Annotated in this window: 21 protein-coding genes and 1 riboswitch; of the genes, 3 read left to right on the forward strand and 18 right to left on the reverse strand. The window is 48.7% G+C overall.

The annotated features are described in order from the left end of the window. Nucleotides 1-67: 67 nt before the first annotated feature. Nucleotides 68-1,396, forward strand: coding sequence for a sugar phosphate nucleotidyltransferase (locus KNP62_RS07955; RefSeq protein ID WP_214785074.1), 1,329 nt, complete (start codon nt 68-70; stop codon nt 1,394-1,396). Between the two features lie 52 nt (nt 1,397-1,448). Here KNP62_RS07955 and rbsB read toward each other — a convergent pair whose 3' ends face one another. The 7 genes from rbsB to KNP62_RS07990 form a co-directional block, all read right to left on the reverse strand. Next, the gene (gene rbsB / locus KNP62_RS07960; protein ID WP_214694925.1) at nt 1,449-2,360 is read right to left on the reverse strand and encodes a ribose ABC transporter substrate-binding protein RbsB; all 912 of its coding nucleotides are present in this window, start codon (nt 2,358-2,360) and stop codon (nt 1,449-1,451) included. Between the two features lie 23 nt (nt 2,361-2,383). Beyond that, nucleotides 2,384-3,349 carry an ABC transporter permease subunit gene (locus tag KNP62_RS07965; RefSeq protein ID WP_214694930.1) on the reverse strand — a complete coding sequence of 322 codons (966 nt, stop codon included), beginning with the start codon at nt 3,347-3,349 and terminating at the stop codon, nt 2,384-2,386. A 1-nt stretch (nt 3,350) separates the two neighbouring features. After that, nucleotides 3,351-4,829, reverse strand: a complete 1,479-nt coding sequence (locus KNP62_RS07970) for a sugar ABC transporter ATP-binding protein (RefSeq protein ID WP_214785076.1) — start codon at nt 4,827-4,829, stop codon at nt 3,351-3,353. A gap of 12 nt (nt 4,830-4,841) precedes the next feature. Further along, nucleotides 4,842-5,231, reverse strand: a complete 390-nt coding sequence (gene rbsD / locus KNP62_RS07975; RefSeq protein WP_214785078.1) for a D-ribose pyranase — start codon at nt 5,229-5,231, stop codon at nt 4,842-4,844. Then, nucleotides 5,231-6,115: a ribokinase gene (rbsK, locus tag KNP62_RS07980; RefSeq protein WP_214785080.1), complete on the reverse strand. Its 885-nt coding sequence runs from the start codon at nt 6,113-6,115 to the stop codon at nt 5,231-5,233. Before rbsK ends, rbsD begins: the two co-directional genes overlap by 1 nt. Before the next feature lie 3 nt (nt 6,116-6,118). Then, nucleotides 6,119-7,096 carry a LacI family DNA-binding transcriptional regulator gene (locus tag KNP62_RS07985; RefSeq protein WP_214694937.1) on the reverse strand — a complete coding sequence of 326 codons (978 nt, stop codon included), beginning with the start codon at nt 7,094-7,096 and terminating at the stop codon, nt 6,119-6,121. Nucleotides 7,097-7,203: 107 nt separating this feature from the next. Further along, entirely contained in the window at nt 7,204-7,746 is a 543-nt protein-coding gene (locus KNP62_RS07990; protein ID WP_214785082.1) for a GNAT family N-acetyltransferase, read from the reverse strand. A 75-nt stretch (nt 7,747-7,821) separates the two neighbouring features. Here KNP62_RS07990 and KNP62_RS07995 point away from each other — a divergent pair, with 75 nt between their 5' ends. After that, nucleotides 7,822-8,268, forward strand: a complete 447-nt coding sequence (locus KNP62_RS07995; protein WP_012727567.1) for a DUF4385 domain-containing protein — start codon at nt 7,822-7,824, stop codon at nt 8,266-8,268. On the opposite strand, the gene KNP62_RS08000 is transcribed toward KNP62_RS07995, so the two are convergent. The 8 genes from KNP62_RS08000 to tenA all read right to left on the reverse strand — a co-directional run bounded on the left by KNP62_RS08000 (nt 8,265) and on the right by tenA (nt 14,514). Continuing rightward, nucleotides 8,265-8,708, reverse strand: a complete 444-nt coding sequence (locus tag KNP62_RS08000) for a GNAT family N-acetyltransferase (RefSeq protein ID WP_353047525.1) — start codon at nt 8,706-8,708, stop codon at nt 8,265-8,267. The two genes, KNP62_RS07995 and KNP62_RS08000, sit on opposite strands and share 4 nt — an antisense overlap. A 62-nt stretch (nt 8,709-8,770) precedes the next feature. Then, entirely contained in the window at nt 8,771-9,220 is a 450-nt protein-coding gene (locus tag KNP62_RS08005; RefSeq protein ID WP_214785084.1) for an OsmC family protein, read from the reverse strand. A 42-nt stretch (nt 9,221-9,262) separates the two neighbouring features. Beyond that, nucleotides 9,263-10,828 (reverse strand): GGDEF domain-containing protein, encoded by a 1,566-nt coding sequence (locus KNP62_RS08010; protein WP_214785086.1) that lies wholly within the window; start codon nt 10,826-10,828, stop codon nt 9,263-9,265. Between the two features lie 112 nt (nt 10,829-10,940). Continuing rightward, nucleotides 10,941-11,579 carry an SDR family oxidoreductase gene (locus tag KNP62_RS08015; protein ID WP_214694957.1) on the reverse strand — a complete coding sequence of 213 codons (639 nt, stop codon included), beginning with the start codon at nt 11,577-11,579 and terminating at the stop codon, nt 10,941-10,943. A 26-nt stretch (nt 11,580-11,605) separates the two neighbouring features. Next, the gene (gene thiE / locus KNP62_RS08020; protein ID WP_214785088.1) at nt 11,606-12,247 is read right to left on the reverse strand and encodes a thiamine phosphate synthase; all 642 of its coding nucleotides are present in this window, start codon (nt 12,245-12,247) and stop codon (nt 11,606-11,608) included. Next, on the reverse strand, nt 12,216-13,055 hold the full coding sequence (gene thiD, locus KNP62_RS08025; RefSeq protein ID WP_214785090.1) for a bifunctional hydroxymethylpyrimidine kinase/phosphomethylpyrimidine kinase: 840 nt from the start codon (nt 13,053-13,055) through the stop codon (nt 12,216-12,218). Before thiD ends, thiE begins: the two co-directional genes overlap by 32 nt. Next, a complete protein-coding gene (thiM, locus tag KNP62_RS08030; protein WP_214785092.1) occupies nt 13,052-13,843 on the reverse strand; it encodes a hydroxyethylthiazole kinase in 792 nt (263 codons plus the stop codon). The genes thiD and thiM overlap by 4 nt, the downstream gene beginning before the upstream one ends. Further along, the gene (gene tenA / locus KNP62_RS08035; protein WP_214785094.1) at nt 13,840-14,514 is read right to left on the reverse strand and encodes a thiaminase II; all 675 of its coding nucleotides are present in this window, start codon (nt 14,512-14,514) and stop codon (nt 13,840-13,842) included. Before tenA ends, thiM begins: the two co-directional genes overlap by 4 nt. Before the next feature lie 88 nt (nt 14,515-14,602). Beyond that, a riboswitch (TPP riboswitch) is annotated at nt 14,603-14,707 on the reverse strand. Nucleotides 14,708-14,834: 127 nt separating this feature from the next. Here tenA and KNP62_RS08040 point away from each other — a divergent pair. Continuing rightward, entirely contained in the window at nt 14,835-15,239 is a 405-nt protein-coding gene (locus tag KNP62_RS08040; protein ID WP_274664709.1) for an ion channel, read from the forward strand. A 7-nt stretch (nt 15,240-15,246) separates the two neighbouring features. Here the strand turns inward: KNP62_RS08040 and KNP62_RS08045 are convergent, their stop codons facing one another. From KNP62_RS08045 to KNP62_RS08055, 3 genes are read right to left on the reverse strand one after another with little or no spacing between them, the layout of a single operon-like run. Next, nucleotides 15,247-15,399, reverse strand: a complete 153-nt coding sequence (locus KNP62_RS08045; RefSeq protein WP_012727577.1) for a hypothetical protein — start codon at nt 15,397-15,399, stop codon at nt 15,247-15,249. A 51-nt stretch (nt 15,400-15,450) separates the two neighbouring features. Next, the gene (locus KNP62_RS08050; protein ID WP_214785096.1) at nt 15,451-16,278 is read right to left on the reverse strand and encodes an aminoglycoside 6-adenylyltransferase; all 828 of its coding nucleotides are present in this window, start codon (nt 16,276-16,278) and stop codon (nt 15,451-15,453) included. Then, nucleotides 16,275-16,877: a pentapeptide repeat-containing protein gene (locus tag KNP62_RS08055; protein ID WP_214785098.1), complete on the reverse strand. Its 603-nt coding sequence runs from the start codon at nt 16,875-16,877 to the stop codon at nt 16,275-16,277. Before KNP62_RS08055 ends, KNP62_RS08050 begins: the two co-directional genes overlap by 4 nt. Nucleotides 16,878-16,917: the final 40 nt, after the last annotated feature.

Consider the following 16,917-nt stretch of genomic DNA (forward strand, 5'->3'; position numbering starts at 1 on the left):
GATTAGACAGGGATAGTCCAACGTTTGGCGAAATAGATGAAAACTCCATTTGAAAAGAGGATGTGCGATGAAAATTCTATTATTATCTGGTGGTGATGGAAAAAGATTATGGCCACTTTCGAATAATTCGAACGCTAAGCAATTCATTCGCTTGTTGCCTAGCGTAGATGGAACGAAGCAATCAATGCTTGAAAGAGTTTATAATCAACTTAAAAAACACGATTTAGACACTCATGCTTTCATCACCACAAATATTCAGCAAAAAGATTGTGTCATTCATCAAATTGGTACAGATACTAATATCATCTCCGAACCAAGTCGGCGAGATACATTCCCTGCAATCGTACTCGGTGCTAGTTATTTGAACGAACAACAGGTCAATCCGGATGAGACGGTACTCGTGATGCCGGTCGATGCTTATGTCGACCTTCGTTTCTTTGAATATTTTCCTCAATTGGATGAAGCGGTACAAGCGAATGACGATGCCCTACATCTGGTTGGGGTCACTCCCCTCCACCCGACTTCGAAATACGGATACATCGTCCCAGACGAAACGGCTCAAATCTCCTCTGTTCGCTTGTTCCAAGAAAAACCGACCGTCGATGTGGCGGAACAGTTGATTGAACAAGGCGCATTATGGAACTGTGGAATCTTCGCTTGTAAGTTGCACTTGTTGCTCGATGAACTGACGGAGCGAAACTTACCGACGACATATTCAGAACTTACGACCCGCTACGATGATTTAGAAAAAACGTCGTTCGACTATGCCGTCGTCGAACATGCGGAGTCCGTGTTCGTCCATCGTTACGATGGGGATTGGAAGGACCTAGGAACATGGAATACCTTGACGGAAGAAATGACGTCCACCACCCACGGTCAGGTTGAGTTGTTCGAGTCGACGAACACACATGTCATCAATGAATTGAATCTTCCGTTGATTGGAATCGGGCTCGAAGATCTCGTTGTCGCCGTCAACGCGGACGGGATTCTCGTCTCGACGAAAGATGCGACGCCGCAGTTAAAAGATTATCTAGCCTCCTCTGACGACTATCCAAAGTTCAAATGGAAGCGCTGGGGACAATCCGAAGTGATTCATCACGAGACGCTCGCGGACGGTCATCACAGTGTGACGCGACGGATGCTCGTCCAGGTCGGAAAAGAACTCAGCTATCATTATCACGAAGCGACCGATACGATTTGGACGCTGCTTCAAGGAACGGCGACCGTAACAATTGATGGACAATCGTTTGAAGCGAAGCCAGCCGACGTTATCTCAATCCAACGTGGACAGGCTCATATGTTAAGAGCTAGTGAAACTGTCATTTTGATAGAATTACAATACTCTTCGGGATACATGAACAAAGATACGCATTTACTTATTTCTCCATTTAGATGAAAAACCTCACGAGCTCTACCCGAAATCAAGGCATCGTGAGGTTTCATTTTCCTTATTTGATTAATTCGAGTTCGACCGGGATGTTCTCTTCCACCGTTTCACCCTTCAAATGATTGATTGCCGCTTCTACACCCAATTTACCAATCTCAGCTGGTTTTTGAGCAACCGTTGCTGCCATCGTCCCACCTTCGACCGCTTTGACCGCATCGTCTGTTGCATCGAATCCGATGACTTTCACGTCACTCATTCCAGCCGCTTCAAGTGCTTGAACAGCACCGAGTGCCATCTCATCGTTATGTGCGAATACAGCGACGATGTCTTTATTGTCTTGTAAAATATTCTCCATGACCGTTAATCCTTCTGCACGGTCAAAGTTTGCAGATTGTTTTGCCACGACTTCCAATTTCCCATCGATTGCTTCGTTAAATCCTTGTCCACGGTCACGTGTCGCTGACGCTCCCGGAATCCCTTCGAGTTCGACGACTTTTTGACCTTCGCCTACGAGTTCGACCATGTAGTCACCCGCCAACTGTCCACCCGCGACGTTGTCTGAGGCGACGTGTGCGACCACTTCACCAGTCTCTGCGTTACGGTCTACCGTGATGACCGGAATGCCTGCATCATTTGCTGCTTGTACCGCTGCGCCGACTGCTTCTGAATCTGTCGGGTTGATGAGAATCAAATCCATTCCTTTTTGAATCATGTCTTCAACGTCATTCACTTGTTTCGCGGCATCGTTTTGCGCGTCCGCCACTGTCAATGTCGCATCCATTTCGTTCGCCTGTTCTTCTGCGCCTTCTTTCAATGCGACGAAGAACGGGTTGTTCAATGTCGAGATGGATAAGCCGATTTCATAATCCCCATCTTTCGTTTCAGTCTCAGAAGTAGACCCCGGTTGTTCAGTCGAGCAAGCTGCCATCAGTACCATCGTTAGTGCGAGTAGCCAAGCTGTCCATTTTTTCATGTTCCGTTTTCCCCTTTCGCGTGTTACGCGTTTTGTCGACGATCAAGCAATACTGCAAACAATATAACTGCACCTTTTACGACGAGTTGGAAGAAAGATGATACGCCGAGAAGGTTCAATCCGTTGTTCAATGTGCCGATGATCAGTGCCCCGATCAATGTTCCGACAATCCAACCTCGACCACCTGCAAGGCTCGTTCCCCCGAGAACGACCGCCGCGATAGCATCGAGTTCATATGACGTTCCTGCCGTCGGTTGTGCGGAGTTGAGACGTGATGTCAAGATGATGCCCGCGAGTGCAGCAAGCATACCCGATAGCGAATAAATCATAATTTTGACTTTATTGACGCCAATCCCCATCAATTTTGCTGCTTCTTCATTTCCACCGATTGCGTACGTGTGACGACCAAATGTCGTCTTTTTCAAAATGAAATAAAGAACACCGAACGCGAGTAACATCGTCAATGCCGGCACCGGGATAATCCAGAAGTAGCCACGTCCCAGCATCTCGAACCACCCAGAATTTCCGAGACCAGTAATCGGTCGCCCGTCCGTATAGACGAGCGTCAAACCTCGGTAAATCGTCATCGTGGCCAATGTCGCGATGAACGGCGCCACTTTCCCGTATGTGATGACCGCCCCGTTAAAAGCCCCGAGAACGGCACCCGCAATCAAGCCAAGTGCAACGGCCATGACCGCATGTTGACCGTCCACCATCATGCCTGCCACTAGTGCAGATGCGAGCGCTAAAATCGAGCCGACCGATAAATCAATCCCGCCTGTCAAGATGACGAATGTCATCCCGAAGGCAATCAAGGCATTGATGGACACTTGTCGAAGTACGTTAAAGATATTATTTAATGATAAAAATCCAGGTTCGAGCGCGGTCACGACGACGACGATGACGAGTAGACCAAACAGCGGTCCTAACTTTTGTCCCCATCCAAGTCGACCCGGGCGCTTCAGTGCAGTCGTTGCTTTCAATTCCATATCATTGCCCTCCTGTCGCATACGTCATTACTTTTTCTTGCGTCGCCTCTTCTTTTGTGAGCGTTCCGGTCACAACCCCTTCCCGCATGACGACGATTCGGTCACTCATCCCAAGCACTTCCGGTAAATCGGAGGAGACCATGATGATGGCGACACCTGACTCCGCAAGATCACTCATGATGTTATAAATTTCTTTCTTGGCACCGACGTCGACTCCACGGGTTGGTTCATCTAAAATCAAGACGTCCGGCTCGACACCTAACCATTTACCGAGCACAATCTTCTGTTGGTTCCCACCGGACAACGACTTCACTTTTTGCTCCATCGAATGATGCTTGACCCGCAGTTTTTGTAAGTACGTCTCGGCGAATGTCGCTTCTTGTTGTTTGGAGATGACCGACCCTTTTGCCCGTTTATCGAGTGTCGGGAGTGATAAGTTTTCTCTTAGCGAGAAGTCGAGAAGCAAGCCCTCGCCTTTTCGGTCTTCTGTTAAAAAGGCGATGCCATGTTTGATGGCGTCTGCCGGAGTCTTGATCCGAATCGGTTTTCCGTTCAGTTTGATGACTCCACCTTTGTGGGCGTCTGCTCCGAACAAAGCACGCATCACTTCAGTCCGTCCTGCTCCCATCAATCCGGAGAATCCGACGATTTCACCGGCTCGAACGTTGAATGATACGTTGTGGAACCGGTTACCTATTAAATCATCTACTTCGAGAACGACCTCCCCAAGCGTCGCGGTGCGCGTCGGATAGCGTTCACCGATTTCGCGTCCGACCATATCGCGTACGGTTTCCTCAAAAGATGTGTCTTGAATCATACGGGTCGAGATGGACTGTCCGTCCCGAAGTACGGTGATTCGATCACACAAGTCAAAAATTTCTTCCATGCGGTGAGAGATATAAATGATGGACACACCTTGATCTCGTAAGGCACGTGAGACGGCGAAGAGTGCCTGAATTTCGCGATCCGTCAAGGCGGCCGTCGGTTCATCCATGACGATGACTTTCGCATCTGTCATGAGTGCCTTGGCAATCTCAATCATCTGTTGCTGACCGACCGATAAATTGCGTGCCACTTCATCGACATCCATAAAGACGTTCAATTCTGCCAAATATTCACGAGCGCGTCGTGTCATTTCCTGTTGTTTGACCATCCCGAACGGTCCCGTCAATTCTCGACCTAAAAATAAGTTTTCCGTTACCGTCATCTCCGGTAAAATGTTGAGCTCCTGATGGATGAAGGCAATCCCTTCTTGCTCCGCTTCTTTTGGGTGTTTGAATTGACGTTTCTTCCCATCGATGAGGATGTCTCCTTCATCTTGAGCATGAAGACCGGTCATCACTTTCATCAACGTTGACTTGCCTGCTCCGTTTTCCCCCATGAGCGCATGAATTTCTCCGGGCAATAGTTCGAAGTCGACCCCTTTCAAGACGGAGACCGGACCGAACGACTTATGGATGCCTTTCAACTGAATGTGCATCGAAATCCCCCCTTAAAAAATGACCCCGGCGTGTAAGATGACGTTCGCGTAAGGTGTCGCTTCCCCAGTTCGAATGACCACTTTTGCTTTTGCGACCTCCCGTTTGAAATCTTCATGCGAACACATGTCGATGCTTGTATATCGTTCTTTCAGTGAATCTGCAATCGTCGGGTTGTGTGTGAGAATCTCTTCGGCAATCGTGATGCGCTCTACGACCAAATCCGATTCGACGACATCAAGTACCTCAAGAAAGGAAGGTTCCCCGATTCGGAGGCTAAGGTCGACACGCTTAACCCCGTCTGGAATCGGGAGTCCGCAGTCTGCGATGACGACCCGATCCGTATGCCCGAGATCGGCAAAGATTTTTGCTAGATGACTGTTTATAATCCCTTGTTTTTTCATCACACGCGCTCCAATCGTTGTTGTACATCTTCTCGTGTCGGCATACCACCTTGTGCGCCAAACCCTTCGACACTCATACCGGACGCGACCACGGCAAACCGTACGGCCGTCTCCAAATCATCTTGTTCGATGAGGGAGACAGCGAGCGCACCGTTGAACGTGTCACCGGCTCCTGTCGTGTCGACGACGTTCGCTCGGATAGCTGGCACATGCCGCACTTCTCGTCCATCATGGAATCGAACACCTCGGACGCCTTCTGTCACGAGTAACTTGTTCGGATATCGTTCAAGCACTTCGTCCACGGACAATCCCTTAAATAAATCTCGGCATTCATGTTCATTCGGCGTCAAGTACGTGACGTCTTCAATCACTTCTGGCGGGAGTGGTTGCGACGGTGCCGGATTGAGGAGCACCGGAATCGCTTTCTCCTTACAGTAAGCGGTCACTTGCCGAACGGTCTCAATCGGAATCTCGAGCTGTAAGAGTACGAACGACTGCTCATCGAGTAACTGATCTAGTTCCTCTTCCGTGAAGAAGACCTGCTTGTTCGCGGATTGGACGACGACAATCGAATTATCTGCTTCCGCCAATACGATGTGTGCCGTCCCCGTCACTTCATTCGGTATGATCCGAACGTGCGCAACATCGACGCCATACTGTTTGAAGTTCTCAACAATCTGCTGACCGAACGGATCGTTCCCTACACAACCGACCATCTGCACCGTACTTCCTAACTTAGAAGCAGCGACCGCTTGGTTCGCACCTTTCCCTCCTGGAACGGTACGAAACGACTCGCCGATGACGGTTTCCCCTGCTTGCGGACGTTTGTCGGACGTGACGACAAGGTCCATCGATATACTGCCAATGACAACAATGCGTTTCATTCTTTATTTCTCCTTCCGCTTTGTCGTTTGTCTTTCAAGCAACGTGACCGGTAACAACATCTCTCTCGGTCGTGTATCTTTTTTCTCAATCAAATCGAGCAATCGTTCTGTCGCCACTCGCCCCATCTCATAAATCGGTTGAACGATGGTCGTCAGCGGCGGAGACGTCATCTCCCCTAGCTCGATCCCGTCATATCCGATGACCTGTAGTTCTTCTGGGACACGAATGTTTCGACGAACTGCTTCCTGCAATACGGCGGCTGCAATCACATCGTTTGCTGCAAAGATGCCGTCGAACGGCCACGCATGATCGAACAGCTCTTGGGACGCTTTCAAGGCGTCTTTGAACGTGAACGTGGACTCGGTCATCCCGACGAGCTTGTCTCCCGCTACTTCGACAAATCCTTCGGTCCGACGCTTGACCGTCTTGAGATGATCAGGTCCGGCAATATGAGCCAGACGTGTCGCACCGTGTTGTAACAATGTGTCAGCTGCCAACTTTCCGCCCTCATAACCGTCCGATACAACGGCGTCGATTCCAGCCTTCACGATTCGGTCGAGCGCGACCATCGGTAAATCCAACGTCTCGTAATTCGGGTTGTGCGAATGGTTCGTCGTGATGATCAGCCCGTCGACATGCATCGTCTGCAAGGCGACCAAATATGTCTGCTCTTTTTCGAGTTGTTCGTCTGTGTTGCATAAGACGACTTGATACCCATGCTGATTGGCGACATCCTCAATCGCCCGAGCCAGCTGTGGAAAGAACGGGTTTGTGATGTCCGGCATGATGAGTCCAATCAAATTCGACGATTTTTTATAGAGCGAACGAGCGACTCGGTTCGGTGCGTAATTCAGTTCTGCAATCGCCTTTTCGACCGCTTCTTTCGCCTCTTCGCTCACATATCCGCTCTTATTCATGACGCGTGATACGGTCGCCACTGAGACGTTCGCATGTTTTGCCACTTGTTTGATGGTCGCCATTTGACATCCTCCGTTCTGGAAACGCTTACAAAACCATCTTAATGTGTAACCGGTTACACATCAAGGGGTTTTTATGATTTCATGAAAAAACACATTGAAACAGCGCTTCAATGTGTAGAGAACGTCGGATTGAGTTGGACATAGACGAGGCATTCTACCGTTCGTCCATCGAGTCGAGTCAATTCTTGCGTTTTCGTGAACGCATAGGTGAACCCACATTTCTCAACGACACGTCGGGATTGGTCATTGAAGCTGAAATAGCCGCACCAAATCCGCTCCAGCCCTAATGCTTCGAATCCAAATCGAATCATCGCCTGAACGGCTTCCGGCACATAGCCGTTCCCCCAATAATCGGGGCTGAGCACATAACCGATTTCACGTTGAGCCTCATGTTGAATCGTAGGGTCCGGTCTTCGGTCGTGTAATCCGATGCTGCCAATCACTTGCCCGGTTTCTTTCAACACGATCGCCCACACGTCTTTTTCCTCAACAAACAGTCGAATGACATCTTTCGTCTCCTCAACGGATTCATGTGGCGCCCAACCGGCCATCGGTCCGACACGTTCGTCTTTGGCGTAACGATACATATCCTCTGCGTCCTCTAGCGTAAATGCTCTTAAGACCAATCGTTCTGTCTCCATCTTGATCATACAAACCCATCCTTTTCCTTCAAGTTGTTTCTTTCCTCGACCTAATGGGAAAACGTTAGGCGAGGAGGAATGAACATGCCATTTGACTATGATTTAAATTTTGATGAAATCGACTTCCGAAAACAACCCGAACTGTACCGAGTCGGGCGTGGTGAACAAGGGGTACTACTCGTCGAACCGTATAAAAGTGAGATTTTGCCCCATTGGCGATTTAAAACGCCAGAGATTGCGAAACAATCCGCTGAAGAAATCATGGAATTGTTTGAAGCGTATCGCGCAAACGATGATTTTGTCGGAATGGACATGGCCCGAAAGTTCATCCAAATGGGATACACGCGAGCCCGACGCTACGCCAATTATAAAGGTGGTCGTAAATATAAAGAAGACGGTGACATCCACGAGCGCGAAATCGACGAAGAAAAAGCAGAGTCTGCCCGCATCTTCAAAACGTATTGGGATCAACTCCGTGCCGATGAGGATTATTTGCGACGTAAAAAGGCACATCAGAAACAATATGGTTAATCGCGCATCATCACTTGGAACGGGACCTCATTTCGCTCAAACGTTGTGATGGTATGAAATCCAAGCGTTTCATATAGATGAATCGCACGCTCGTTGAAAGAGGCGACCGTTAAACGGAGCGGTTTCCCCTGTTCCGCCGCTCTCTTTATGACGTATTCCACAAACGATCGTCCGCGTCCTTTACCCGTCAAGTCAGGTCTCATCCCAAATCCAATGTCCACGAAGTCTGACGAATACGGATATGTCGAGTTGGGCACTTGTGCAGCAGCACCGATACAATAAAATCCAATCAGCTCATGATTCTCTAACATCGCCTGATATGTCATCAACTCGTCAATCCCCTCTTCAGAAGGCGACTGATTATAGAAATCATAAGGAGCTGCGTACGTCCATTTTTGAATTTGACTTGCCCATTCAGATGTCATCGGTTGGTGGTTCACTTGGTTTTCCTCCGTACTCTTTTCATGGTTACTATGTAAAAAAGATGAGGTTTCCCCCATCTTTATTTTCGAGTCCAATCTGCCTTCATCTCCACGTCCGCTTCATGCATGAGATTATGAATCGGGCATCGTGCCTCGACGCCTTTTCGTAGTTCGGCAATTCGCTCATCCGACTCGGTCGTATCCAATACGATTTTCATCTGAACTGACTCAAAATACGTTCGGACACCTTCCATCCCTTGGAATCCTCTCGGATCGAGTGTCCCTTCCGTCACGAATTGGACTCCTTCATAATCAAAATTTAAATCTTGCGCGACATAGGCAATCATGATCGTCGTACAAGATGATAGCGCTCCAAGAAGATATTCGAGCGGATTCGGCCCCATATTCGTTCCACCGAGTCGTTCCGGCTCATCTACGATAAATGGGGTGTGCTCACCTACACGTACATTCGTCTTGACGCCTCCCGCTTCTCCCTCGGCGCGCATCGTGACTAACGGTCTTTCTGACATGTTCCATCCTCCTCTTCATCATCAAACACTTCTATGTTCCCTTTATTTCGGGCCATGTAACGCCTCGTCATAAATCGCATAATCGTTTTTTCCGTCCTGCTTGATTTGATACATCGCCTGGTCCGCTTTATGAATCAGCGTATCCAAGTCCGTCCCTTGATCCGGCGCATGACTGACCCCAATACTTGCCCGGATTGGAATCGTCACATCCGGCGTTCTGTATGGATTCCGATTCAACGTCATCTGAAGTTCATGAATAAATGCGAGTACTTCAGATTCCGTCAGATCGACTAAGTAGATATAAAACTCATCACCTCCAACACGGGAAGCCAAGCCGACATCTCGCGTTGATGCTTCTAACAATCCACCTAAATGCGTTAAGAAATGATCGCCCTCTTGGTGACCATACGTATCATTGACCGCTTTGAAACCGTCCAAATCAATAATCAATAAAGATAATCTTGAGGAACTTAGTAACGCATGGTCTGCCTGTTCATAAAACGCACGTCGATTGGCCAACTTCGTCAGTGGGTCATGATAGGCAAAGAAACGGATTGTTTGCTCTGCTTCTTTGAACGAATGAACGTCTCGAATGATGATCATCCCATGGATTGTTCGATCGATATCAACAAAGTCCCCATCAATGACGACATACCGCTCTTGCCCGGATTTCGTCATAATCTTCGTCTCGAACTCTAAAAACTTTTTGCGAGTCTGGAAATGTTGATGATAATGCTCCATCCACTCCGCCTTTTTCTTTTCCGGTAATAAATCGACAAAGCGTTCATTTACGACACGGACCGTATGAAAGAGTGTGCGCGCTGCTGGATTCGCACTTTCCACTTTTCCATCGGGATCAATCAACAAGATGGCAGATGGATTCAAGTTATACAGTGTCCCGTATCGTTTCACGTAAGAGGTCAAGAAATCCAAACGATTCATTGCGATGACGAGCGCCACTGCCCATACGAGCCCTCCATACATATAAGAGTACGGCGGAATGAACCCACGGAATTGAAAATAACCGAAGACAACATCCCATAACAATACGACATTTGCCGTCCAAAAAAGCATGCGCAACACGCGTTGGTGTTCTCTTCGTTCCGCACGTTTGAGAGCATAAAAAATGAGACCGATGATCAATATGTGAAAGATGTTCCCGACGGTCAGCGTAATCAAATAAGAAGCGTTGAACTCGGGATAAATCCAGATCCCCACTTGCTCAAACTGTTGACTGTTGATGATGTTCTCTCGCCGGATATACGTCAATATGACGGGAATCAGCGGCAAATAGACGACCCAAGGATACAGCCACTTCGGTGCCTTTGCTCCGACGCCTGTGATACTTAATATGAAATGAACAGAAAAGATAAAGATGAAGATGCCGGCATTCCCAAACCAATACGCAATGAGTGCCGGACTGTATTCAATCGGAGAAAGATGGCGGACAAATTCAGCCAAGAAGAGCATCGAATAACCGAACACAAACAGGCTCAGCAAACGATGCTCTACTTTATTCGGATTGCGTTGAAAGACATCGAGTGCTAAAAATCCGAGCAAAAATGACGGTAACAAATAGACCGCCAGATAAATAAACATCTCGGTCATGCGGGACCTCCTCATCTGTTCGTATTCTTCTATTTCGTTATTCTGCGTTCTTTTCCCTCTTTAACGCGACAAAAAACGGGATGGTTCACATCCCGTTCTTCGTGTCACACACTTATAACGTTTCTTCGATCGGGGTATCCCCTTTGATCAAATCGATTGCTTTGTTCTGCGCGTTTGAATGGTTATGAAGGACGTGCACCAAGAATGATGCCACGTCTTCGCGTGGAATCTCTCCACTTCCCTCGAATTGCGTGTTCACTTTGCCCGTTCCCGCATCATCTGTCAATGCGCCCGGACGTACAATCGTGTATGTGAGTCCACTCTGTTCGAGTAAGCGATCGGCATGATGCTTCGCTACATAGTAAGGCTTCATCGAATCTGGCCAAGCTGAGCGATCCTCTGCTTTCAAGGCGCTGACCATGACGAAGTGTTTGATGTTTCCGTTCGCTTGTGCTGCTTCGATACTCTTCGCTGCACCATCTAGGTCAATTAAGAGTGTCTTGTCTGCTCCAGTGCTTCCACCAGAACCGGCTGCGAACACGATGACATCCATTCCGTCGATTGCCTTTTCCAAGTCTGCCACTGAACCTTCAAGGTCACCGAGTACGGCGTTGTATCCTTTTGACTTGAAGTCATTGAGTTGCTCTTCTTTACGCACCATCGCTGTGACGTGATGCTTCCCTTCATTGTGTAACTTTTCCACCAATTGATGGCCAATCTGGCCGTTTGCACCGATTACAAATACGTTCATCTGTCTTCCTCCTCAAGAAATTAAATTCAGAGACAAGCGAAACGCCGGGTAGCCGTTGCTACATCCGGTGCAGAAGCAATGGCAGAGATGACGGCAACGCCGTCTGCCCCGTCATGAATGATGGAAGGAACATGCTCTGGAAGGATGCCTCCGATCCCCACAATCGGAAGCTGTGGGTATTGTTCACGGACTTGTTGAATCAGTTCAGTGCCGCGCACATGCCCCGCATCCAATTTGCTTTTCGTCGCGTGAATCGGGCCAATCCCGACATAATCTGCAAACGGAAGAGCCGCACTTACTTCCTCCATCGTATGGACCGACACCCCTAACCATTTGTCAGGGCCTAACTTTGCACGGACCCATTCGGCAGGCAAGTCGTCTTGTCCGACATGCACACCGTCTGCACCAATCGAGATTGCCAAGTTCACATCGTCATTGATGATGAATGGAACATTCGCTTGTCGACATACCTGTTGGAGCGTCCTTGCCATTGCTTCTTTTTCATCTCCATACAATGCATCTTTACCTTTTTCGCGAAATTGAAAACATGTCACACCACATCGAAGTGCCGTTTCGAGTGTCCCCACCAAATCAGATGTATCCGTCGTCCCACACACAAAATAAAGACGAAGTTGCTTAGCGAGCGCTTGTTTCGTACATGACGTCAACGGTAACCACCTCTTCTTTCGCTAAACGATGTCCCCAATGATTTGTCGGTCCATGTCCCTGTCCAATCGATAATCCATGCGTGATCGCCTGATGGATAAATTGCTTCGCGTCCGCGACAGCTTGACGAAGTGTCTTTCCGTATGCCAGCTCAGCCGTCAAAGCTGCAGAGAACGTACATCCCGTTCCATGTGTGTCTTTCGTCCGAACGCGGGGTGCGCTCACTTGAAACGCTTCAGATTCGGACACAATCAAATCGACGGCCTTCACACCTTCCATATGTCCACCTTTGATGATGACGACATCGACACCGAGTGCCCGAATCAATTGAGCGGCCTTCATCTGATCTGCCTCCGTTCGAATCTCGATTCCGGCCAATACCTCTGCCTCAGGGATATTTGGCGTCACGACCGTCGCATATGGCAACAGCTTCGTCCGAAGTGCCTCGACCGCGCTATCTTGCAACAAAGAAGCGCCCCCTTTCGCCACCATGACAGGATCGACGACGACGTGGTGGAAACGATGACGTTCAAGTGCTGCGGCTACCGCTTCAATTCGCTCCGCATCTACCAACATGCCAGTCTTGCATGCTGTAATCTGAAAGTCATTGGCCACTGCATCGATTTGCCGAGTGATCATTTCCGGGGAAATCGCTTCAATCCCATGCACACCTAGTGTGTTTTGAGCCGTAACCGCGGTCAACACACTCGTCCCGAACGCACCGAGCTCTTGAAATGTTTTTAAATCGGCCTGAATACCAGCGCCGCCCCCTGAATCAGATCCTGCAATCGTCAAGACTTGTGGTCTCATGAGGTCGACACCTCGATTCGATTCGTCGGGATTGTATATTGCGTCAATTGATGGAGTGCATTTAAAAAATGAATAGGAAAATCTCCCGGTCCTTCTGCGTGTTCACTCGCCAATTCTCCACAATAGGCATAACCTGATATAGCTGTCACCGTCGCCTTGAGCGCGCTCTTTTCAACCGCAAGACAAGCCCCGACGACCGCACTAAGCAAGCATCCCGTACCGGTCGTCTCGGTCATCCGTTTTGTTCCACCTCGTACTTCCATGACGACACTCCCGTCGCTGACCACGTCTTCTTTTCCAGTTACGGCCACGACGCATCCGTATCGTTTCGCCGCTTCAAGCGCCAATTGTCGCGGTTCACATGCTCCGTCACCTGCATCGACACCTCGCGCTACCCAATCGACACCTATCAATGTCGCAATTTCTCCTGCATTTCCCCGAATGACCGTGACACGGACGTGACGCAAAATGCGTTCGACGACATCCCGGCGGAACGACGTCGCCCCGACTCCAACCGGATCAAGTACAATCGGGCATCCCGCTTCGTTCGCCGCTTGTCCCGCACGAATCATCGTCGCCTCAGTCATCGTACCGAGTGTCCCGATGTTTAACACGAGCGCATCGCTCACAAATGTCATCTCTGCCACTTCTTCAATCGCGTCTGCCATCACCGGAGAAGCACCGATGGCGAGCAGTCCATTCGCCGAAAAATTGGCCACAACCGTGTTTGTGATGTTGTGGATCAATGGCGATTGTTTTCGAATCTCACTCCAAATCTCCTGTCTCATTGGTTGACCTCCTGTGACAACGACCATGATTCGAGCGTCCATGCCATTTCCCAGAAGGCGACTTCGTAATAGCAACTCTTCAAGAAGAGTTTTGTGTAACGAAGCCGTTCTTCTTCTGTCGCTTGTCCAGCCAATTCATCCAACCGATCAATCTGTTCTTCCACCAACTCACGGAACCACTCCGAACCGTACGTCGCAATCCAAGCTGAATAAATCGGATGGTCAGGTCGTTTATCTTTTAAACGTTCACCGATTTCGTAATACACCCAATAACACGGAAGAATTGACGCCAATACGTCACCGAGAGTCGGCCCTGCCTGTTGCATATGAAGGGCATACGCATAAGCGGTTGGTGCCGGTTCAAATGTCGCCAGTTCAACATCCGTCACGTTGAGCATCGTAAAGAACTCACGATGAAGTGAGAGTTCCGCCTCAATCGTGTGCAACGCATGCGTCAAAAAGCGACTCGATAGTTCCATCGTCGGTGCAAGCGTCGCCCCTTTGGCCTGCACTTTTGAGAATTGATTCAAGTAATACGAGTCTTGCATGACGTAATGTCTAAACTTTTTCTCATCGAGCGTTCCTTCTCCGAGTGAACGGACGAACGGATGATGAAAGCTTGCTTCAAACAATCCATCCGCTTCCTGACGTAGGTGATCTGTAAATTTCATAGTAACTCCCCCTTATAACAGATAAAAAGACGCCGCCTCCCATAACGGAAGCGGCGTCTCGAACAGTCATATCTAGGTGAAGCCATATGAGTCGTCTCGCCCACTTCCCTACGCTAGCGTGAACTAGATCAGGTTCGAAGGGTCTGGACCTTGTCCATCTCAGCCGCGTGACGCGACTCCCCTAGTGGCAAACATTATGAAATTCAGTCGTCTTCGACCACATTCTATCAATCTTTTTACCAATTGAAAACCTTTTCCTCTCCCGTTTCTCATCCTTCGCTTAGGGAATGGATAAATGAACTCATTTACATGAAAAGGATGTGTCCGGATTGAATACGATTTTATTAACCATTGCATTACTCTTCATCAGTTTGAACGTGTTTTGGTTTTTCAAACGTCAAACGTACAAGCAAACAGGATTTGACGGGAGATTGTTCGCTCAGTTGTTCGTTAGCCTACTTGGTGTCATGTTAGGATTCACATTGATTTATTATGCTTTATCTCGTGATTCAGTCATTCTTGTGACTTCACTCGAATCCATGAATGCCGTTGAACCGACTTGGGAAAACCTCCTGTATTTCAGCGGGGTCACTTTATTATCAATCGGATTTGGTGATTTGTTGCCGATTGGTTTGACCCGATTATTCGCCATCATCGAAGGCGCCATCGGCATTTTGTTACCGAGTGCCTTCTTCATCAAATCGATGTATCAAAAAGACAAGTGAACATGTCCTAGCGCCCCGTGATGAGTAAGAACATATTAAATGCGACGAGACCAAGGGGGAGCATCGCAACCAAAATGATTGGCCATTTTTTTAAGCGAATGCCGACAAAGAGGACAAGACTTCCGACTAGAAGAGCAATAAATGTCGTATATGGATTCATGTAAAAAACGCTCCTTTCTCTATAAGGAGCGTTTCCCGGCTCACGGCCTCATTAATCGTTCGAATGTCGAAGTGTTGCACATGCGGCACGGACGCGTCTGGCTTCTTCTTCCCGGAAGACGAAATCACCTTGTTCCGCGACACGCTGCGCGCAAAAGAAGAAGAGTGATTGCAGGCGGTCATGCGTGTCTTCAATAGCGCTCAGCTCAGCCAAGGCATACGTCGCCGTGAGCATCTCCCACAACTCTTCCGGTAAATGCTCTCGCATCCCGTCGCCAGACTTTCCGAGATTTACTGAGAATTCCGTCGCATAGCCGATATTCCATTGCATCATCTGACGGAGCATATTTCGCATGATGTCGAGATGATCGAGCGCGTATAACACCTGGTGTCGTTTGATTCCTTTGATAACATAGAGTGACACCCACCAAAACTCATTCCAACAAGCCGCATACTCGTCAACAGACGGGCGTGTCACACGGTATGTGTTGTCTGACGGTGTCACACTCGGATGATGATCTCGGTCGAACACGATCTGACTGAGCGAATCGGCTTCGAGCATCTCTTCAAGTTGCTCGATGCTTCGAATCGTCAAATCAATACGATGTCCGTCTACATACTGCACCAAAAATGCCACATGTCGTTCGGGATCAGACGTTTCAGGTGTCTGCATGATCAAGACTTCTCCAAACATATCGATCCATGAGCGATCGGTCGCAACCGCTTTTACATCTTCTACGTAAAAAGTGAGGTCGACATCCTGATACGCGTCCGCTTGTACATTCGGATTGACGAGCGAGCCGTTCAAGACGACCGTTCGGATGTATTCACGTTCTTTCGCGAACGCAATCAACTGTTCAATAATTTGTTCCGGTTTCATTCTATAATCGCCCCCAATGAGCGCGCGACTTGGATTGCCTGCATCGCGTCTAGTTTTGTTTGTTGTAACGTCACGTTTGAAAAATCAACCCCGTCGACAAGTGCCCCTCTGAAGTCAGCACCACGGCACACCGCATGTTGAAGTGTCGCTCGTGACAAGTCCGCCTGATGCCAAACCGTCTCGGTCAAATCGGCACCGTATAGGTCCGCCTCAACCATACGAACGTGGGTCCAATCCATTTTCTTGAGTGACACGTGACGAAGGTTGACGAATGACCAGTCCCCTTCTGTTACATGGACGCCCTCAAACTGACTCTCCTCAAAGGAAGACCCCGTCATTTTACATTGCTCAAACTCACTCGTGAACAAATTGGCACCATGGAACTGACAGTTCAAAAATGAGCTGCCGACATGACGGGACGCATTCCATTTCGAATCGGTAAAATCACAGTTGATGAACTGACAGCGCTCCGTTTGTAGTTCCGTCGCATCGACGTATGTGAAGCGACAATTCTCGAACGTGACGTGTGACAGCTCTTCGTCACGGAGTGTCACGTCGCGGAAATCTTCGTCTCGATATTGCGTATATGGTTGAAACATAATATCCCTCCTTCAGGTATACTAGAACATATGACAAAGA

The organism is Exiguobacterium sp. s183 (genome assembly GCF_018617655.1).
GTDB classification, from domain to species: Bacteria; Bacillota; Bacilli; order Exiguobacteriales; family Exiguobacteriaceae; genus Exiguobacterium; species Exiguobacterium aestuarii_A.